Raw genomic sequence first — 19,305 nt, 5'->3', positions numbered from 1 at the left:
CGGAGCCTTTCAAGTACACGTTTGCGTTTACATCGCAGACCCTACCGGGTAGTCCGCGCAAAGTAAACGTCAACGTATACTGATTGCGTGACCACACCGCGCGGTCGTGGAGGCCGAGAACGCATCGTCGCGGCCGCCGCCGCGCTGTTCGAGGCACAGGGCATCACCGCGACAACGATGGAGCAGATCGCCGCGAAGGCGCCGGTGTCCAAACGCACTCTGTACGCGCACTTCCCGACGAAGGACGACGTCGTGGTGACGTACCTGCAGTACGTCTACGAATCCGGGCTGACCGTCGAGAGCGCCCTCTACGACGCCGAAGTGCCTGCCCGCGAGCGCATCCTGGCGATGTTCACGGTGCCGACGCGTCGCGACGGCCCGGTACGCGGCTGCCCGTTCGTCGCCGCGGCCACCGAGTTTCCCGATCCGGACAGCCTGGCCCACGCCTACACCCGGGAACGTAAGCAGGCCTTCACGATTCGGATCGCAGAGTTGCTGAGCGACCTCGGGGCCGAGGATCCACAACACCTGGCCGAGCAGCTCGCGATCCTCACCGATGGGGTCGCGAGCCGTTCCATGGTGTTCAACGACGCGCGCCGCGGCGACGTGGGGCGCGCTGCGGCCGAGGCGCTGCTCACCGCCGCCGGACTCTAACCGCCGAACAGCAGGTACAACCCAGTGAAGGTGTAGCCCACCATGACGAGCATCATCGCGAGCTGCCCGGTCAACTGGTTCGGTTTGGGCAGCAGCCGTAGCGCGCGGTCGTGCGCGGCGATCACCCCGGCCACGTGACCGGCGAGCACGAAGCCCACCTTGAGTGTCGCCAACAGCGAGGGATGTTGCGACAGAAAGTAATTGACCTCGACACCCTCGAGACCGAACAGCAGGATGACGGTCTGCTGGCCCTTCTCGACGAGGTAGGACAGGTAGTGGGCGAACACGTAGCCGATCACGATCGGGATGAGTGAATGCGCCATGAGGCCGGGCAGCTCGCGGCGGCGTTCGCGGTCGACCCCGCCGGTCGCGCGGGCGGCCAACCAGAACGTCCCCGCCACCGTGGCGGCGAACACCAGCAATCCGGCCGTGCGGATCAGGGAGGCTTCGAGCGCCGAACCGGAGTTGTCGTCGACGAAATTGCGCCATTGCGGCATCGCCGAGAAGCTGTCGAATGCCGTCGAGCCGAGCAGCACCGCGAGCACCGCGACGACACCTGGCCGCACCGGCAACGACGGCAGATGATCGAACGGGTTCCCGATCGCGATGCGGCCGTCGGACCGGCGCAGCGGCGACAACCGCGACGCCACCATGCTGTACACGTCGAACGGGTCGGCGTGCGACAACCATCGCTCACCGAAGCACACCGCGCCCGCGAACGTCACCACCAGATACACGAGCAGCCAGTTGCGGATGGCCGCAAGCGATCCCGGATCCGGGCTGGCGAGCTCGAGCCACACGAACGCGAACAGGCCCGCGGCGGCGGGCCAGTAGCCGAGGCGTTCGGGATACCGGCGATCGGTATGCGGCAGGAGCCGGTACACGGTTCGCACGGGCGAGATGACCCGCCACACCGGACCCATCAGGAGGGACAGCGTGACCAGGCCGACCCACAACAACACGTAGAAGACACCGGGCAGCGGATTCGACGCGTCCTGCGGCCCGAAGAACGCGGCGACCGCGACCCACCCGGTGAACGCGAGCGCGAGCAGGCCGACCGTCCACCGCGTGACGGGGGAGTCCACCACGGCCGTCACCCAGCCCGGCAGCGGCCGTCCCGGCTTCGCGGGATCGAATCTCGGCCGCCGCCAGGCCAGGGCCACGACGGCGAAGGTGAACGTCAGCGTCCACGCCGCACCGATCAGCGCGTACGTGTACGGAACCGGAAGATCGGTCGAACCGCCGAGGCCATGGGCCAGTAGCGCGGTCCGGTCCGAAGTCACTGCTGCACTTGCACGCTGGCGATGACGCGGTTCAGCTGGTGCAGTTCGATGTCGACGGTGCCGGGAACGTCGACGGTGAACTGGAACTGCTGGCCATTGCGTGGCTCGATCTTGAAGGTGTGCTCGGGATTGGAGTGCACGTGGAGTTCGTCGGCGGCGTCGCTGTTGACCCGCACCACGATCGGATCTTTGACCTTGGCCTGCAACTGGGCGTTGGTCGGGGTCACCTCGCCACCCTTGATGGTCACGTCGATCACCAGTCGGTTGGGCGCCTGCTGCTGATCGGTCATGTCCGACGGGCTGACGGTGGACTCTGACGGGGTGGCCGGGCTGCTCGCCGCACTGCCCGTGCCATCGGAATTCTCCGATCCGCCACAACCGGCCGTCACCAATGCGAGAGCGGTCGCCACGACGATGAAACTGCTTCTACGTTTGGTCACGGTGAACCATCTTGGCCTGCGTCGTCCTCACCTTCACTGTGAGCCACGTCTCCCTTCCGCCGGTCCCGCATCGCGATGTAGACGACCACCCCGACCACCACCACGGCGGGCGCAAACGCGGGCAAGGCCAGCAGCAACGTGTGGTCGGCTTGGTAGGTGGTCACGGCAGCTATCACGTCTGTGGCTGCACCGGCCGTGGCTCGTCGATCTTGCTGCCCGCGGCCAGCTCTCGCGCGTTGATCCGGCCCGCGCCCCACGTCAGTGCGGCTATCAGAATCAGCGTGCACACCAGGACCACCAGCGAAGCCACGTTGAACAACCACGATGGGTGGTTCAGGTTGCGTTCGCGCTGCAGCAGCGTGATCTCCTGCACGAAATCCCGGGTCGCAGAAGCCTGCGCGGGCGTCTCCTCGGCCCCGATACCGGGATCGGCGGGCAGGAACACCGGAACTCCGGCCATCGTGGTGCCGTCCTGGATCCGCAGGACCGTCTTCCAGCTGCCCGACACCGGGATCGGCTGAGTCGAGCGGTAGTGGCCGGGGCCCACCTTCTCCAGCCGGTCGACGACCAGGCCCCGCTCGTTGGCGAGCCCGCCCTGCCAGGCCAGGATCGACACCCATTCCGGATTGTCGCTGACCAGGTTCGCCGGGGTGATCTGCACATCGGCCGAAACCATCCGCTGGTCGGTGTCACTGGGCAGGTCGGTCAAAGTGACTGTCGCATTGGCGCTTTCGGGTACCTCGGTGCGCAGGCCGTTGGCCACCGCGCCGCCGATCACCAGGACGGTCGCCACGACGATCGAGATGCCTGCGGCAGGCCGCGGCAGCCGCTGGCCGGTGAGCACGAGCGCGAGCAGCGCACCGCACAATCCCATGCCGATTGCTACGGGTATCGCCATCGCCAGCGCCTCACCCCACATACTCGTGGGCCACGGGTAGCGGTACACGGCGCCGATCCACAACGACTCCAGCCACAGCCCGACGGTCGCCACGCCCAGCCCGCCGATCGCGCCGAACAGGATGGGCCGCTTGACAAGTGGCGTCAGCGCCAGCAGCTCCACCACCAGGGCCGGTCCCAGATATAGGGCGAACCAACTGGTCGGCGCACCCAGCACCGGGCCGACGATCAGCGCAACCGCACCGCGCAGCAGGACCGCCAATCCCGCAGCGATCAGCGCGCCGCCGGGCCCGAGTACGAGCCTGGCCGCAACGGCCGCCATCGCCGCAGCACCGGCGATCATCATCGGCTGCAGCACCAGGCGGAACTGTTCGACGCCGAAGTCGTACTCGATCTGGAACACCGACAGCCCGATGAACAGGCCGCCGAACGACAGGTAGTAGAGGAACTTGTTGAACTTCGTGTCGTCGGCGATCTCGGAGCCCATCGACACCCGGCCCTCGTGTTCGAGCAACAGCACCGCGATCAGTGACAGCCCGGCGCCGCCGATCAGCATCAAATGCGTTGGGCCCCAAAGCGTGACGTCCTGGCCGAAGATGCGGTGCCAGACGTCGTCGAGCGGGAAACCGATCAGGGCGTACAGACCGCACAACGCCATCAGCACACCGCCGACCGGTGCGTACCAACTACGGGTGATCCGGATCGCGGCAGGCCCGGGCTTCTCGTACGGCAGCACGATCGCCATGGAGCCGGCGATGAACAGCAGGAACAGGCCGATCAGGATGAAGTAGTGCGCCGGGTTGGCCAGTGGCCCGGCGTCGCGGCCCTTCCCAATGTGCAGACTGACGTCCCAGATGAAGCCGAACAGCGCGCAGATGATGGTCGCGGTGAACAGGAACACCTGCAGCGCGACCCACGGCGGCCGGTGGAACTTGCGCCCGAGTCGTTCGGCGAAGTTGTTGAGCCACGTGATGCGGCGCTGCCGGTGCAGGTAGCCGATCCACAGCAGCGCGACCGTGACGACCATCGCGACGACCGACATACCGATCACCTGGTCGAGTGCGGCGCCCCCGCCCTCGGTGCCTGCTGCAGCGCTGACCGAAACGTTCGACGAACCGATCATGATCCCCACCCACTGACTATGCCCGAACGGATGCTACCGGTGGGTAATGTTGCCAGAACTGAGCTAGCCGAAACAGAGGTACGCGGTACCGCGAGGCCTGGATAGCTACTTTCTGCTCCACGACGTGACCGGCCGGTCGCACCGTTCGCCGTCGACGAAAACGTCGACGTGCTCGTCGAAGAAGCAGATGCGATCGCGCACGGGTTCGGCGTCGACCAGGGGTTCGTGGTAGGTCCAGGCCAGATCGGCAGGTCCGCCCGGCAGCGAGTAATAGCTGGCACGGCCCTTGTACGCGCAGTACGTGACGGTCTTGCTGAGGTCGAGGGCCGTCGCCACGTCCTCGCGCGGCAGGTAGAACCGCGTCGGCAGCGCGGTTTCGAACAACAGCAGCGGACGCGACGATTCGGCGAGGGCCTTACCGTCGAGTTCGATGCGGACGGTGCGGCGGCTGCGCCGGATGTCGATGCGGTGGAACGGGTCGTGCGGGTGCGCGACGATCGGCTCGTCCTCTTCCCGCCATTCGAAGGTCGCGAAGTCGAGGATCACGAAATCGGCGAGGTCGGGATCGTCGGGTTGGAAGGCTGCCGCGGGCCCGGTTTCCTCGCCGGCGATGACGTCGAAACATGTGCCGGGGGCGGTGTGCGCGGTGAACGGCACCGACGGATCGAGGAATCCCGGTATCTCGTCGTCGCCGCAATCGCCACCGGCCGGGACGAGCTGCGCGCTGAGCGCGGCGCGCGGCACCGCATAGGTCGGCACCACCCGGCGCGGTTCCCACACCAGTACGGCGTCGCATGTGTCGACAACGGGCTCGCCGCCCATGCAGGCTCGAATTCGTTTGGCAGTCGGCTGATATCGCAGCGATTGCAGGTGGCTCGCCAGGAGATCGGCCATTTTCACTGCCATTTCTCCATTATCGACCGCCTCGGGCGGTTGTGCGTGCCGGTCGGGAAAAAGCAAAGAGCCCCTGCCTGGTGGCAGGGGCTCTGGTTTTCGCCGGCGCTACTTCACGTCGACATAGACCGTGCGCTGCGTGACGCTCGAGTTGAGCGTGTCGGTACGGCTGTAGTTCTGGCCGGGCCGGATCGCCACGACGGTGGCCTGATCGAGCGGCGCCGAACCGAGCCGATTGACGATCACGACATAGCCCTGCCGCTGCAGTTGGCTGATGGTCTGCTGGGCGTTGTCGGGTCCGGCCGGCGCGGCATGGCCGGGTGCGGCCAAGCCGATGATCGCGGCGGCCAATCCACTTGCGGCGATGGTGGCCACCCCGAGCCCCTTCGCTATCTTCTGCACTTTCGCGCTCCTTCTCATCCTCTTCGCTAGGCTGCGTTATGTCCTGATAAACCACCAGGTCAGGCCTTTTAATTTCCGGTGGCAGAAATTTATTGACCGATGTCAGAATTTGTGTGCGGACAATGAGACCGGCGTCATGGCGGCTGCGTCAGCGCGACGGGATCACATGCGGTCCGACCGTCGCGATCGTCGCGGGCACCCTCCTCGACCCGGCCCACCGCGCCAGAGTGCTGCAACCCGACGGCGAGGAGTGGTTCGCGCGGGAACAGGGCCGCATCCACGCATCGGTCAATCAGGTTTGGCCGCGCCGGCTCGGCACGACCCCGGCCGGCATGGCGCGGGCGCTGACCGATCTGGCCGCCGCCCGCGGGGTCGCCTACCGCTGGCGGCGGTTCCGGGGCAGGCGTGACGCATTGGCAGACGTGCGCGGTGCGGTCGCGGCGGGCTTGCCGGTCGCGATGCTGATCGGCGAAAGAGGCATACCGCGGCACTGGGTGCTGATCGTCGACGCGAATGACGAGGCGCTGCAGTGCTACGAGCCGTCCTCGGGCCGCGTCATCGCTGTGCGCGTGGCGGCGGTGCGGGAGGCCCGCATAACCGGATTGGGCTTCGCGCGGCCGTTTGCGTTCGTACTTCCCACTAGCGTCGAGGCATGGCCAGGAACTATGCGACCGCAGACGTAGTAGGTATCGACAAGCTTCTCGATTTCGTGCGACCCAGGCACCGGATGGTGCTGACGACCTTCCGGGCGGACGGGTCGCTGCAGAGTTCACCGGTGACGGGCGGGGTGGACGAGCAGGGCCGCATCGTGATCGCGAGCTACCCGCAGCGAGCCAAGTCGGTCAACATCGGCCGTACGCCGCGGGCGAGCGTGACCGTGCTGTCCGACGAATTCAACGGGCCGTATGTCCAAATCGACGGCGATGCCGAGGTGATCGGCCTGCCCGACGCGGTCGAACCGCTGGTCGACTACTTCCGGTCCATCTCCGGCGAACACCCCGACTGGGCGGAGTATCGCCAGGCGATGGTGGATCAGGGCAAGTGCCTCATCCGCATCACGCCGACGCGTTGGGGTCCGGTCGCGACCGGTGGCTTCCCGCCGCCGCGGTGAGCCGATAGCTGGCGAACGCGTTGCGTCGGCTAGCACGTCAAACTATAGTCTGGACACATGTCCAGAGGTTTCGGAGTCGGCGCGTGAGCGCGTCTTCCCAGTTCAGCGCGATTCCGGACGCCGGGTGAGCTGATATGCGCATCGCATTGCTGTCGTACCGGAGCAAGACCCACTGTGGCGGCCAGGGCGTCTATGTGCGTCATCTCAGCCGCGGCCTCGCCGAACTCGGCCATGACGTCGAGGTGTTCTCGGGCCAGCCGTACCCGGAGGGTCTCGACCCCCGGGTGACGCTGACCAAGGTCCCGAGCCTCGACCTCTACCGGGAGCCCGACCCGTTCCGGGTTCCGCGGCCCAGCGAGATCCGCGACCGCATCGACGCGCTGGAATTGCTGACGATGTGGACGGCCGGCTTCCCGGAACCGCGGACGTTCACGATGCGCGTCGCGCGCATCCTCGCCGAGCGGCGCGATGAGTTCGACGTGGTTCACGACAATCAGAGCCTTGGTTCCGATCTGCTCAAGATCGCCGGGCTGGGACTGCCGGTGGTGGCGACCGTGCACCATCCCATCACGCGTGACCGCGTGGTCGACGTGGCCGCGGCCAAGTGGTGGCGTAAACCGTTGGTGCGCCGGTGGTATGGATTCGCCGAGATGCAGAAGAAGGTCGCGCGGCAGATCCCGGAACTGCTCACGGTGTCGTCATCGTCGGCAGCCGACATCGCCGAGGACTTCGGCGTGGCGCCGGGGCAGCTGCACATCGTGCCCCTCGGCGTGAACACCCAGCTGTTCAAACCCGCCGAGCAGCGGGTGAGCGGCCGCATCATCGCGATCGCCAGTGCCGATGTACCGCTCAAGGGCATAAGCCATCTGCTGCACGCGGTTTCGCGGCTCCGCGTGGAACGTAACCTCGACGTGCAGTTGGTGTCGAAGCTCGAACCCAACGGCCCGACCGAGAAGCTGATCGCTGAGCTCGGCATCTCCGACATCGTGCACAGCTCGAGCGGGCTGACCGACGAAGAACTGGCCGGCCTGCTCGCCTCGGCCGAGGTCGCGTGTATTCCTTCGCTCTACGAAGGCTTTTCGCTGCCCGCGGTGGAGGCCATGGCCAGCGGTACCCCGATCGTGGCCAGCCGCGCGGGCGCCCTGCCCGAAGTGGTCGGCCCGGACGGCGAATGTGCGCGCTTGGTGCGCCCGGCCGATGTCGACGAACTCACCGCGGTGCTCGGCCAATTGCTCGACTCGCCGCTCGAGCGCCGCCGGTTGGGCGCGGCGGGACGGCAGCGGGCGCTGGATGTCTTCAGCTGGGAATCGGTTGCCGCGCAGACGGTGTCGGTTTACGAACTGGCTCGCGAACGGATGGGGAAGAAGGTGGGGCCATGCTGACCGTCGACTTCGACCGGCTCGGTGTCGGCCCGGGCACGTCGGTGATCGACGTCGGTTGCGGCGCGGGCAGGCACACCTTCGAGGCGTACCGGCGGGGCGCGCACGTGATCGGATTCGACCAGAGCGTGTCCGATCTGAACGACGTCGACACGATGCTGCAGGCTATGCGCGAGGAGGGCGAGGTCCCCCTCTCCGCGCGCGGCGAGGCCGTCAAGGGCGACGCGTTGGATCTGCCATACTCCGACGGCACGTTCGACTGCGTCATCGCATCGGAGATCCTCGAGCACGTCCCCGAGGACGACCGCGCCATCGCCGAACTCGTGCGGGTGCTCAAACCTGGTGGCTCGCTGGCGATCACGGTGCCGCGCTGGCTGCCCGAGAAGGTGTGCTGGCTGTTGTCCGACGAGTACCACGCCAACGAGGGCGGCCACATCCGGATCTACAAGGCCGACGAACTTCGCGACAAAGTGCTCGCCCACGGTCTCAAGCTGACCCACACCCACCACGAGCACGCCCTGCATTCGCCGTACTGGTGGCTGAAATGCGCTGTCGGGACGGACAAGAACGATCACCCGGCGGTCAAGGCCTACCACCAGTTGCTCGTGTGGGACATGATGGGCCGGCCGTGGCTCACCCGTACCGCGGAGTCGTTGCTCAACCCGTTCATCGGCAAGAGCGTGGCCTTGTACTTCGTCAAGCCGGGCCACGGCAAGTAGGTGGTGGATGTTGCGCTTGCCTGAGCTCCCGGGCGTGCCCGGTGTGTTGACGCCGGACGACTGCCTGCAGACCGCGCGGTCGATTGCGGCAACCCAGGAATCCTCAGGTGCGCTGCCGTGGTTCGACGGTGGCCACACCGATCCGTGGGACCACGTCGAGAACGCCATGGCGCTCACCGTGGCCGGGCTCATCGAACCGGCGCGCGCGGCGTTCGACTGGTGCCGCACCGTCCAGCGGGCCGACGGCTCCTGGCCGATCCAGCTGCGCAACGGGGTCGTCGAAGATGCCAACAGCGACAGCAACTTCTGCGCCTACGTCGCGACCGGGGTGTGGCACCACGTCCTCGTCACCGGCGATCGCGGATTCGCCGAGACCATGTGGCCCGTGGTGACCCGAGCGATCGACTTCGTGCTGGGGCTGCAGGCGCCCGGCGGCGAAATCTACTGGGCCAGCACACCTTCCGGCCCGGTCGAGGAAGCGCTGCTGACCGGATGCGCGAGCGTCTACCACAGCATCCGCTGCGGGCTGGCCCTCGCGGACTACCTGGGTGATCCGCAACCGGAATGGGAGGTCGCGGTCGGCCGTTTGGGCCACGCCATCGCCGAACACCCGGAAGCGTTCGCGGCCAAGGACACTCACGCGATGGAGTGGTATTACCCGGTGCTCGGCGGTGCCCTGCTCGACGATGCCGCCAGGAGCCGGATCGACGGCCGCTGGGATGACTTCGTGGTGCCCGGCCTCGGTATCCGCTGCGTCGACCACCGGCCGTGGGTCACCGGAGCCGAGACGTGCGAGCTCGTGATGGCGCTCGACGCGATCGGCGATACCCGGCGTGCCCACGAGCAGTTCGCGGCCATGCACCACCTGCGGGAAGCCGACGGATCCTATTGGACCGGGCTGGTTTTCGCCGACGGCAAGCGCTGGCCCGAGGAGCGCACCACCTGGACCGGTGCGGCGATGATCCTGGCCGCCGACGCGCTTTCGTCGACAACTGCCGCGAGCGGCATCTTCCGCGGCGAGGGCCTGCCACGCGGACTCGAAGGCGAGTACGACTGCGAGTGCGTGGTCAACTAGACCGGCCGGGGCGTCAGTCCAGTTCGCCCGGTGTGCCCGAGGTGCGTTCCAGCACGCGCATCGAACCCGTCGCCGAGACCTCCCGGAACGCTCCCGTGTTCAGCGCACGCTGATAGATGTGGAACGGCGCCTGCCCGCCGTCGTCCGGATTGGGGAAGACGTCGTGGATGATCAGCGTGCCGCCGACCTCGACCCAGCGCGCCCACCCCTCGAAGTCGCGCTGCGCCGCCTCTTCGGTGTGCCCGCCGTCGATGAACAACAGCCGCAACGGCATTCGCCAACCGCGCGCGACGATCGGGGACTTGCCGACGATGGCCACCACATGCTCGTCGAGACCCGCGGCGTCGAGCGTGTGCCGCATCGTGGGCAAGGTGTCGAACAGGCCGGTCTCCGGATCGACGAGCGTGGTGTCGTGGTACTCCCAGCCGGGCTGGTGTTCCTCGGAACCGTGGTGGTGATCGACGGTGTAGAGCACCGAGCCCGTCTCTTGAGCCGCCGCGCCGAGCATGACCGTCGACTTGCCGCAGTAGGTGCCGATCTCGACCCCGACCCCGCCGTCGAGGTAGGCGACCGCGGCGTCGTACAGCGCACGGCCCTCGTCGGCCGGCATGAAGCCGATGACCTGTTCGGCCAGGGTGAACAAGCGCTCGGCGCGCGGCGGCAACGCGGTGTCGGCAGGGCTCATGGGTGACAACATACCGTTGCTGGTCACCCGTAGTTGTAGTAGCGTCCGGACACGTGTCCGATCCGGCTCTGGAGTCGACTCGCCGTCGTCTGAGCGCACGGCAGGCTGACACCGTCGAACGTCTGGGCCGGGCCGCCGTGGAGCTGATCAGCCGCGAGGGTTTCCCCGGCCTGACCGTGCGCCGGGTGGCTGCCGAGGCAGGCGTCGGTTCGGCGACCGCCTACACCTATTTCTCGTCGAAGGAACACCTTGTCGCCGAGGTGTTCTGGCGTCGGCTGTCGGCCTCGCCGCCCGCGGTGCATGAGTCATCCGATCCGGCGACCCGGGTCGTCGAGGTACTGCAGCACATCGCGTCGCTGGTCGCCGACGAGCCCGAGTTCGCCGGCGCGGTGACCAATGCGTTGCTCGGCAAGGATCCCGATGTCGACGTTCTGCGGCAGCGCATCGGCGCCGACATCCGGCTGCGTCTCGTCGCGGCGCTCGGGCCGGACGTGGACGGCGACGTGATCGAGGCACTCGAGCTGCTCTACACCGGAACCCTCGTATGGGCCGGCATGGGATACGAGTCGTACCCGGATATCGCACGGCGGCTGGAGAAGTCGGCGCGCCTGGTGCTGAGCTGAGACGTCGGTGGCAGTCAGAGCCGAATAAGCGAGAACGGGTAGGTCCGGGTCCCACCCGGTGCGCCGTCGCAACCGGTTGCGAACGAGGAATTGAGTGTTCCTCGTAAGGTCGCCGAGTCCCATGAGTACACGTCGCGGGTCGGGATCGTCGGGCCGTAATAGACGTTGCCGCACCGTAGCCCGTCCGGGACGTCGACGGTCATGGTGTAGCGCCCGTCTGCCACGTACGCGTTGCCCCGGTACTCGAATGCCTTCGCGATCGGCATCGGGATGGCATTGACCTGCACGCAATCTGGCGCTTCGGGGACACAGAAGGAAATCGCCCAGGTCCAGGTATGAAAGTCATACCGCTCCGGGATGATCAACTGATAGTTCGCATAGAGCGGCCCGGCGTGTGCGGGAGGGGAGAAGAGGCCGCCCATGGCCAGCACGCCTGCCAGGACCATGGTCGCCCTTGTTATCTGCATGCGATGTCTCCGTAGGTGATCCGGTCGTCGAAAGCCATCGACTACATATGTGATCCGCCGTCGATGCGGACCTCGGTGCCGGTGATGAAGTACGCATCGTCGCTGCCGAGCATCGCCACCACGCTGGCGACCGCATCCGGCCCGGCGAAGATGGCCCCGCCGTCGAGCGGGAGCATGGGCGCGACTTTGCCGAAGAGGCTGTAGTCGGCGTCCTCCGGCAGGCCCGGTCCGACGCTCTGCCGTGACGTGCCGGATCCGTCTGTCATGCCGGACGAAATCGACCCTGGCTGAACACAATTGAAGCGAATACCGGCTTTCGCGAACTCCGACGCCCAGGCATGGGTCATCGACAGGACGCCACCCTTGGACGCCGCATAGGCCGCCATGTAGGGGTGTGCGAAGTGCGCGGAGGTGGAGCTGAAATTCACCACGGCCGGGCCCCTGCCCTCGTGCAGCGGGCCGATCGCCTCCCGGGTCACCAGGAAGGTGCCGGTAAGGTTGATCCGCAGGACCTGTTCGAACTCGGCCAGGGTGGTCTGAGCGAGATGCCCCGAGCGCAGTATGCCCTCAGCGTTCACGAGAGTGTCGAGCCCACCCAGGGTTTTGACTGCGTCGGCGACACCGGCCCGCACCGAGTCCTCCTTGCCCACGTCCATTTCGACAGTCTTCAACCGCTCGCCGAATGTGCCTGCCTTCGCGGTGGTGTCGGTCAGGCCTTCGGCACTGATATCGGCGGCCACCACTTGGCCTCCCTCGGCGAGAATCCGCAAGACGCTCGCTTGTCCGATGCCTGAGCCACCACCGGTGATCAGCACCCGGCGGTTGGAGTACCTCGACAGGGCCGGTGTAGGTTCGGACGGCAGATCAGGCACTGTGCAACTCCCTGTTCATTAGCTGTTCTGGACGATGGGCGGGACCCGGCTCCGACTACGTTGCGTCCCAGGGGGCTCCGCTGTCGAGGTGCCTCCCGGTGGGTGGGACGAGCTGTGTTCCCGGTCACCCTACGGCTGCCAAGGTGGGGCGTCCACGAAGATCGGCAGGTTGCCGAATCATTCCAAGGTGAGATCGTGATGGAGTATTCGGCGACAGATGGTTAACAAAGCCGCGGACCGCTGGTCCACCGGGCTGCCTGCGTTCGGTGCGGGCATGTCGGGAACGTTGCAGGCCGTCGGCGGACTGTTCTCGATGTCCGTCGACGCGGTGAAGTTCGCATTTCGCCGCCCGTTCCAGGGCAAAGAGTTTCTCGAGCAGTCCTGGTTCGTCGCACGCGTGTCGCTCATGCCGACACTCCTGGTGGCGATCCCGTTCACGGTCCTGGTCAGTTTCACGCTCAACATCCTGTTGCGGGAGCTCGGGGCGGCCGATCTCTCCGGTGCCGGCGCGGCATTCGGAGCGGTAACCCAGGTCGGCCCGATGGTGACGGTGCTGATCGTCGCGGGGGCCGGTGCGACTGCGATGTGTGCCGACCTCGGATCTCGCACCATCCGTGACGAGATCGATGCACTGGAAGTGTTGGGTATCAACCCGATTCAGCGACTCGTCACTCCCCGCATGCTGGCGTCCGGATTGGTCGCGCTGTTGCTCAACAGCCTGGTGGTGATCATCGGCATTCTCGGCGGCTATGCGTTCTCGGTGTTCATCCAAGATGTCAATCCCGGCGCGTTTGCCGCGGGTATCACACTGCTCACCGGTATCCCGGAGGTGCTCATCTCGTGTGTCAAAGCTGCCTTGTTCGGGCTGATCGCCGGGATGGTCGCCTGCTACCGCGGCCTCACGATCGCCGGCGGCGGTGCCAAGGCAGTGGGTAACGCGGTCAACGAAACCGTGGTGTACGCGTTCATGGCACTGTTCGTCGTCAACGTGGTTGTCACGGCTATCGGCATTCGGATGACGACCGGATAGCGGGGACGGAGCGATGGCAGTACGTGCGCTTTACCCGCGCCTCACCAGAGAGCTGAGTAAACCCATCGGGGTCGCGAATCGGCTCGGCGACCACACGTTGTTCTACGGCAGGGCGTTGGCAGGCATGCCGCACGCGGCCGTGCACTACCGGCGAGAGGTCATCCGGCTGATCGCCGAGATCAGCATGGGCGCAGGAACTCTGGCGATGATCGGTGGAACGGTCGTGATCGTCGGGTTTCTCACGCTGGCCGCCGGAGGAACACTGGCGGTCCAGGGGTACAGCTCACTGGGCAACATCGGCATCGAGGCGTTGACTGGATTCCTCGCGGCGTTCATCAACGTGCGGATCTCCGCACCGGTGGTGGCCGGTATCGGTTTGGCGGCGACGTTCGGCGCAGGGGTGACGGCCCAGCTCGGGGCCATGCGGATCAACGAGGAGATCGACGCCCTGGAGACGATGGGTATCAGGCCGGTCGAGTATCTGGTCAGTACGCGCATCGTCGCCGGGATGGTCGCGATCGTGCCGCTGTACTCCATCGCGGTCATGATGTCCTTTGCCGCCAGCAAGCTGACCACCGTCGTGATGTTCGGTCAGTCCGCAGGTCTGTACGAACACTACTTCGGGACATTCCTGAACCCCATCGACCTGCTGTGGTCCTTCTTGGAAGCGATCCTCATGGCGCTGGCAGTGTTGTTGGTGCACACCTATTTCGGGTACTTCGCGGCGGGTGGGCCCTCCGGTGTCGGTGTTGCCGTTGGCAACGCCGTGCGTACCTCGCTCATCGTGGTGATCTCGGTGACCTTGTTGGTGTCGCTGTCGATCTACGGCTCCAACGGCAACTTCAACCTGTCGGGTTAGGGGGAGCAACAAGATGACGAAAAGATCTGACGTGATTCGCCCGGTAGCCGGATTCGCGACGATGGCGGTGATCGTGGCGATCGTCGCCGTCGCGGTCGGGCTGTTCCGCGGAAGCTTCACCAAGACAGTTCCCGTCACGGTGCTCTCCGACCGGGCCGGTCTGGTGATGAACCCCGAAGCCAAAGTGAAGTTGCATGGGGTGCAAGTGGGTTCGGTCGATTCCATCGAGTCGCTGCCAAACGGCCAGGCCGCCATTCACCTGGCGCTGGACCGGTCTCACCTCGATGCGATCCCGGCCAACGTGACTGTCGACATCGCGTCGTCTACGGTGTTCGGCTCGAAGTTCGTCGAACTGGTACCGCCGGAAAACCCTGCGCTGCAATCAATACAGGCGGGGCAGGTGCTTTCGGCCGACCACGTGACAGTGGAGATCAACACCGTATTCGAGCAACTATCGTCGGTACTGGCGAAGGTTGAACCGGCGAAACTCAACGACACCCTCAGTGCATTGTCATCGGCGCTCGACGGCCGCGGCGACCAGATCGGCCAGATGCTCACCGACCTCGATGAGTTCCTGGCGAAGATCGACCCGAGCTTGCCGACCATGGAGCACGAGCTCGCGGTGGCTCCGCAGGTGATCAACGCATACGCCGATGCCGCCCCGGATCTGATGGCGACGGTTGACGCCGCCACCACAGTCAGCCGGACACTCGTGGAGGAGCGGGACAATCTCGACGCCTTGCTGATCAGTGTGATCGGCTTGTCCGACACCGGAAATGACGTCGTGGGCACCAACCGGCAGGCGATCACCAACGTGGTGCAACTGCTGGCACCGACCACGGATCTGACCAATCAGTACCACCAGGCGCTCACCTGTGGGCTCGGCGGCGCAGTCCAGCTCGCCAAGGCGCCGGGCAGCCCGGTCCCCGGCGGGCTGCTGCTGCAGACCGTCGTGCTCGGCCAGGAGCGCTACCGCTACCCGGCGAACCTGCCCAAGGTCGCGGCCAAGGGCGGTCCACAATGCACCGACCTGCCGAAGGTGCCTTTCCAGAAGCGTCCGCCGTTCGTAATCACCGACGTCAACGCCAATCCCGCGCAGTACGGGAACCAGGGCATCCTGCTCAATTCCGACGGTCTCAAACAGATGTTGTTCGGACCCATCGACGGGCCGCCGCGCAACTCCGCACAGATCGGGCAGCCGGGATGACGAGTGTGGGTAAGACCGCGGTCAAGTTCGGGATCTTCGGCGTGGTGATGGCATTGGTAACCGGCGTTCTGTTCGCGATCTTCGGACAGTACCGATCAGGTTCGACCCACGACTATTCGGCGGTGTTCACCGACGCGTCCAGTCTCAAGTCGGGAGACTCGGTGCGAGTGGCCGGCATCCGCATCGGCACCGTTCACGATGTTGCGCTGCAACCGGACAACACCGTGCTGGTGACCTTCGATGCCGACGACACGATTCGGCTCACCGATGGCACACGTGTGGCGGTCCGATATCTGAACCTGGTCGGTGATCGCTATCTCGAACTCGTCGATCAGCCGGGCTCCAGCCGAATTCAGCCGCCGGGGTCGCGCATCGGAACAGACCGCACGGACCCGGCCCTTGATCTCGACTTGCTGCTGGGCGGTCTGAAGCCGGTGATCCAGGGACTCAATCCGCAGGACGTCAACGCGCTCACCGGCTCACTGATCCAAATTCTCCAGGGCCAGAGCGGAGACGTGGAATCGCTTTTCGCTCGGACGTCCTCGTTCACCAACGCGATTGCCGACAACGGCCAGACCGTCGAGCAGCTCATCGTCAACCTCAACGACGCCCTGGGCACTGTCGCCAAGGACGGAGACAAGTTCTCCGGAACCGTGGATCGCCTCGAGAAACTGATCTCGGGCCTGGCCGCCGACCGAGACCCGATCGGAGATGCGATCACCGCGCTCGACAACGGGACGGCGTCGCTTGCTGATCTTCTGACTCAGGCCCGGCCGCCGTTGTCGGGCACCGTTGACCAATTGAACCGCCTGGCGCCGCTGCTGGCCAACGACGACGACCTGGCACGACTCGACCTCGCCTTGCAAAAGACCCCGGCCAACTACCGCAAACTGGTGCGGCTCGGCTCTTATGGCAGTTGGCTGAACCTCTACCTCTGCGGTATTTCAGTGCGCGTAACCGACCTCCAAGGACGGACCGCCTATTTCCCGTGGATTGTTCAGAACACCGGAAGGTGCGCGGAGCCCTGATGCACAAATATCGTGGATCTTCACTTGTCCGTGCCGGCCTCCTCGGGCTGGTACTGATCATGCTCGTAATTGTCGTGGGTCTTCAGCCACAACAGCTGTTGTCGATGGCGACCTCGGTTCGCTACCATGCCGAATTCGCCGAAGCCGGCGGGCTGTCGGCTGGCAACGCAGTGAAGGTATCGGGCGTCACCGTCGGCACCGTGTCCAGCGTCGAACTCGAAAACGGCCATGCGGTGGCGACTTTCGCAGTGGACGGCAAGATTCGACTGGGTAAGGACACAACTGCCCACATTCGGACCGGCACCCTGCTCGGGGAACGGGTATTGGCGCTGGAGCCCAGCGGCACCGGCAGCATCGGTTCTTCCGGTGTCATCCCGCTCACCCGGACGTCGTCGCCGTACTCACTTACCGACGCGGTGGGCGATTTCACCTCAAATACCGCTGGAACCGATACCCAGGCGATCAACCAGTCGCTGGACACACTATCGGAGACGATCGAGCGCGTCGCACCCCAGCTCGCCCCGACATTCGGTGGCGTGACGCGCCTTTCGAAATCACTCAACAGCAGAAACGAGTCACTGGCCAACCTGCTCACCAGCGCCGCTGATGTCACGGGGGTGCTATCTGAGCGTAGCGAGGAGGTCAACAGGCTAATCCTCAACGCCAACGATCTGCTCGGCGTGTTGCAGGAGCGTCGTTACGTGATCGTGAACCTGCTTGCCAGCACGTCGGCAGTCGCTCAGCAGCTGTCTGGCTTGGTCGCGGACAACGAACAGGAACTCGCACCGACGCTGGAAAAACTCAACAAAGTGTCGGAAATGCTGGAGCGCAATCGAGATAACCTCACGAACTCCCTGTCCGGGCTTGCGAAGTACCAGCTTACTCAGGGGGAGGCTGTGAACAACGGCTTCTATTACAACGGGTTCGTCTCCAACCTCCTACCCGGCTCCTCGATCCAACCGTTCCTGGACTACGCACTCGGTTTCCGTCGAGGCGTCAATGCAGGACAGCCACCCGACAACGCCGGTCCGCGTGCTGAGCTCCCATTCCCCGTCAATGGCATTCCTGGAGGATCACGATGATTGCCAAAGCGCAGCTCGTTCCGCGAACCTCCAAGTTATTGGCGATCGCATTGGCGGCCTTGGCAGTGGCAGGTTTGGGTTTGTTGGTCTACCAAAAGTCCTTCAGTCCCATGAAGATCTTTGCGTACTTCAGCTCGGCGACCGCGATCTATCCGGGTGATGAGGTGAGAGTTGTCGGTGTAAAAGTCGGCACCATCGAAGCCATCGAGCCACAAGGCACGCAAGCGAAACTCACGCTCGCTATCGATCGCAAAGTGCCGATACCGGTCGATGCCAAAGCGATAATCGTTGCGCAGAACCTGGTCTCGGCGCGCTACGTGCAGTTGACTCCAGCCTACGGGTCGCCCGCTGCGGCAAGCGGTCCCACGATGGCCGACGGCGCTGAGATCGGTCGCGACCGCACCGCCGTACCGGTCGAATGGGACGAAGTCAAAGAGCAACTCACCCGGCTGGCGACAGATCTCGGGCCGAGCAGTGGAGTATCTGGTACCTCGCTCGGGCGGTTCATCGACTCCGCCGCGAACGCTATGGCGGGTAACGGCGACTCGCTCCGCGAGACGATCGGTCAGTTGTCCGCGGTGGGGCGTGTCCTCGCTGATGGCAGTGGGAACATCGTCGACATCCTGAAAAACCTGCAGACGTTCGTCAGTGCCTTGCGCGACAGCAATGTTCAGATCGTGGAGTTTCAGGGTCGGCTGGCCGAGGTGACGAGTGTGATCGACGGCAGCCGCTCGGATCTTGACGCGGCGATCAGCGATCTGTCGAGTGCAGTCGGCGAGGTCAAACGGTTCATCTCCGGAACTCGCGACCGTACGGCTGAGCAAGTCAAGCGGTTGGCGAACGTCACTCAGTCGCTGGCCGACAACAGCATGGTGCTCAAGAACGTCTTGCACGCGGCGCCGAACGCTCTCGTCAACGGATACAACATCTACAATCCGGACACCGGAGGACCGCGAGGGTCGTTCGCTGTGAACAACTTTGCCAATCCGGTGGCGGCTGTCTGTTCCGCTATCGGTGCCGTTGAGAACGTCACAGCAGACGAAGCGGCGAAGTCGTGCGCGCAGTACCTCGGGCCGGCGCTGCGGTTGATGAACTTCAACTACCTGCCCATGCCGTTCAACGCGTATCTGGCACCGGCTCCACAGAATGTCATTTACTCCGATCCGGCCCTGGCGCCAGGGGGCGGCGGTACGCAGCCAGCGCCGGCGGAAGTGCCACCGGCAGTATCGGCATACACCGGCGCGGGCGATATCCCGCCGCCGCCCGGGTGGACTGATCCGGCTCATCCGCCCGGCGCGTACACGCCCGACGGGCTCCCGGCCAACCCGCAGCCGGCGTTGTTCCCCGGTGCGCCAGTTCCCCCGGGCGTCCCGGTACCAGCGCCTGCACCGACTCCTTCGAATCTGGAGGGCATGCTTTTGCCCGCCGAGGCTGCTCCAGCGCCGCAGCAGACTCAGGGCACACCGTGATCGCGC

General features: G+C 65.4%; 22 protein-coding genes. 13 read left to right on the top strand and 9 right to left on the bottom strand.

The features are described 5' to 3' along the window. Nucleotides 1-87: 87 nt before the first annotated feature. Nucleotides 88-654: a TetR/AcrR family transcriptional regulator gene (locus AWC31_RS13045; RefSeq protein WP_085144641.1), complete on the top strand. Its 567-nt coding sequence runs from the start codon at nt 88-90 to the stop codon at nt 652-654. On the opposite strand, the gene AWC31_RS13040 is transcribed toward AWC31_RS13045, so the two are convergent. From AWC31_RS13040 to AWC31_RS13015, 6 genes are all read right to left on the bottom strand, one after another. After that, on the bottom strand, nt 651-1,937 hold the full coding sequence (locus AWC31_RS13040) for a hypothetical protein (RefSeq protein WP_085144640.1): 1,287 nt from the start codon (nt 1,935-1,937) through the stop codon (nt 651-653). The genes AWC31_RS13045 and AWC31_RS13040 overlap by 4 nt on opposite strands. Beyond that, complete coding sequence (locus tag AWC31_RS13035) at nt 1,934-2,377, bottom strand: hypothetical protein (RefSeq protein ID WP_085144639.1); 444 nt, start codon at nt 2,375-2,377, stop codon at nt 1,934-1,936. Before AWC31_RS13035 ends, AWC31_RS13040 begins: the two co-directional genes overlap by 4 nt. Beyond that, nucleotides 2,374-2,541 carry a hypothetical protein gene (locus tag AWC31_RS37395; protein WP_198538970.1) on the bottom strand — a complete coding sequence of 56 codons (168 nt, stop codon included), beginning with the start codon at nt 2,539-2,541 and terminating at the stop codon, nt 2,374-2,376. Before AWC31_RS37395 ends, AWC31_RS13035 begins: the two co-directional genes overlap by 4 nt. A gap of 8 nt (nt 2,542-2,549) precedes the next feature. Continuing rightward, nucleotides 2,550-4,397, bottom strand: a complete 1,848-nt coding sequence (locus tag AWC31_RS13025; RefSeq protein ID WP_085144803.1) for a hypothetical protein — start codon at nt 4,395-4,397, stop codon at nt 2,550-2,552. A gap of 105 nt (nt 4,398-4,502) precedes the next feature. Then, nucleotides 4,503-5,303, bottom strand: a complete 801-nt coding sequence (locus AWC31_RS13020; protein WP_085144637.1) for a DUF427 domain-containing protein — start codon at nt 5,301-5,303, stop codon at nt 4,503-4,505. 96 nt (nt 5,304-5,399) lie between these two features. Next, a complete protein-coding gene (locus AWC31_RS13015) occupies nt 5,400-5,711 on the bottom strand; it encodes a hypothetical protein (protein ID WP_276008352.1) in 312 nt (103 codons plus the stop codon). A gap of 104 nt (nt 5,712-5,815) precedes the next feature. On the opposite strand from AWC31_RS13015, the gene AWC31_RS13010 reads away from it, so the two are divergent. The 5 genes from AWC31_RS13010 (at nt 5,816) to AWC31_RS12990 (ending at nt 9,977) form a co-directional block, all read left to right on the top strand. After that, nucleotides 5,816-6,376, top strand: a complete 561-nt coding sequence (locus AWC31_RS13010) for a hypothetical protein (RefSeq protein ID WP_085144635.1) — start codon at nt 5,816-5,818, stop codon at nt 6,374-6,376. Next, nucleotides 6,346-6,804: a PPOX class F420-dependent oxidoreductase gene (locus AWC31_RS13005; RefSeq protein ID WP_085144634.1), complete on the top strand. Its 459-nt coding sequence runs from the start codon at nt 6,346-6,348 to the stop codon at nt 6,802-6,804. The genes AWC31_RS13010 and AWC31_RS13005 overlap by 31 nt, the downstream gene beginning before the upstream one ends. A 134-nt stretch (nt 6,805-6,938) precedes the next feature. Further along, entirely contained in the window at nt 6,939-8,186 is a 1,248-nt protein-coding gene (locus AWC31_RS13000) for an MMP alpha-(1->4)-mannosyltransferase (protein ID WP_085144633.1), read from the top strand. Next, nucleotides 8,180-8,902, top strand: coding sequence for a class I SAM-dependent methyltransferase (locus tag AWC31_RS12995; protein WP_067854872.1), 723 nt, complete (start codon nt 8,180-8,182; stop codon nt 8,900-8,902). The genes AWC31_RS13000 and AWC31_RS12995 overlap by 7 nt, the downstream gene beginning before the upstream one ends. A 7-nt stretch (nt 8,903-8,909) precedes the next feature. Further along, nucleotides 8,910-9,977 carry an MMP endo-(1,4)-3-O-methyl-alpha-D-mannosidase gene (locus tag AWC31_RS12990; RefSeq protein ID WP_067854876.1) on the top strand — a complete coding sequence of 356 codons (1,068 nt, stop codon included), beginning with the start codon at nt 8,910-8,912 and terminating at the stop codon, nt 9,975-9,977. 13 nt (nt 9,978-9,990) lie between these two features. On the opposite strand, the gene AWC31_RS12985 is transcribed toward AWC31_RS12990, so the two are convergent. Then, nucleotides 9,991-10,662: a class I SAM-dependent methyltransferase gene (locus AWC31_RS12985; RefSeq protein ID WP_085144802.1), complete on the bottom strand. Its 672-nt coding sequence runs from the start codon at nt 10,660-10,662 to the stop codon at nt 9,991-9,993. Between the two features lie 53 nt (nt 10,663-10,715). On the opposite strand from AWC31_RS12985, the gene AWC31_RS12980 reads away from it, so the two are divergent. Beyond that, nucleotides 10,716-11,285, top strand: coding sequence for a TetR/AcrR family transcriptional regulator (locus AWC31_RS12980; RefSeq protein WP_085144632.1), 570 nt, complete (start codon nt 10,716-10,718; stop codon nt 11,283-11,285). 14 nt (nt 11,286-11,299) lie between these two features. Here AWC31_RS12980 and AWC31_RS12975 read toward each other — a convergent pair whose 3' ends face one another. After that, the gene (locus tag AWC31_RS12975) at nt 11,300-11,752 is read right to left on the bottom strand and encodes a hypothetical protein (RefSeq protein ID WP_085144631.1); all 453 of its coding nucleotides are present in this window, start codon (nt 11,750-11,752) and stop codon (nt 11,300-11,302) included. A 41-nt stretch (nt 11,753-11,793) separates the two neighbouring features. After that, nucleotides 11,794-12,567, bottom strand: a complete 774-nt coding sequence (locus tag AWC31_RS12970) for an SDR family NAD(P)-dependent oxidoreductase (RefSeq protein WP_085144630.1) — start codon at nt 12,565-12,567, stop codon at nt 11,794-11,796. Nucleotides 12,568-12,841: 274 nt separating this feature from the next. Here AWC31_RS12970 and AWC31_RS12965 point away from each other — a divergent pair, with 274 nt between their 5' ends. Genes AWC31_RS12965 through AWC31_RS12940 form a run of 6 tightly spaced genes read left to right on the top strand, consistent with a single transcriptional unit; the run spans nt 12,842 to nt 19,299 of the window. Further along, a complete protein-coding gene (locus tag AWC31_RS12965; protein ID WP_085144629.1) occupies nt 12,842-13,654 on the top strand; it encodes an MlaE family ABC transporter permease in 813 nt (270 codons plus the stop codon). 13 nt (nt 13,655-13,667) lie between these two features. Then, nucleotides 13,668-14,513 (top strand): MlaE family ABC transporter permease, encoded by an 846-nt coding sequence (locus AWC31_RS12960; RefSeq protein ID WP_085144628.1) that lies wholly within the window; start codon nt 13,668-13,670, stop codon nt 14,511-14,513. 13 nt (nt 14,514-14,526) lie between these two features. Beyond that, nucleotides 14,527-15,720 (top strand): MCE family protein, encoded by a 1,194-nt coding sequence (locus AWC31_RS12955; protein ID WP_085144627.1) that lies wholly within the window; start codon nt 14,527-14,529, stop codon nt 15,718-15,720. Further along, a complete protein-coding gene (locus AWC31_RS12950) occupies nt 15,717-16,748 on the top strand; it encodes an MCE family protein (RefSeq protein ID WP_085144626.1) in 1,032 nt (343 codons plus the stop codon). Before AWC31_RS12955 ends, AWC31_RS12950 begins: the two co-directional genes overlap by 4 nt. After that, nucleotides 16,748-17,830 (top strand): MCE family protein, encoded by a 1,083-nt coding sequence (locus AWC31_RS12945; RefSeq protein WP_085144800.1) that lies wholly within the window; start codon nt 16,748-16,750, stop codon nt 17,828-17,830. Before AWC31_RS12950 ends, AWC31_RS12945 begins: the two co-directional genes overlap by 1 nt. Continuing rightward, nucleotides 17,827-19,299 carry an MCE family protein gene (locus AWC31_RS12940; protein WP_085144625.1) on the top strand — a complete coding sequence of 491 codons (1,473 nt, stop codon included), beginning with the start codon at nt 17,827-17,829 and terminating at the stop codon, nt 19,297-19,299. Before AWC31_RS12945 ends, AWC31_RS12940 begins: the two co-directional genes overlap by 4 nt. The last annotated feature ends 6 nt before the right edge of the window (nt 19,300-19,305 follow it).

Origin of the sequence: Mycolicibacterium wolinskyi (assembly GCF_002101965.1) — a bacterium.
Taxonomy (GTDB): Bacteria; Actinomycetota; Actinomycetes; order Mycobacteriales; family Mycobacteriaceae; genus Mycobacterium; species Mycobacterium wolinskyi.
The sequence above is the reverse complement of the archived record's forward strand: the minus strand, read 5'-3'. Positions and strand labels throughout refer to the sequence as shown.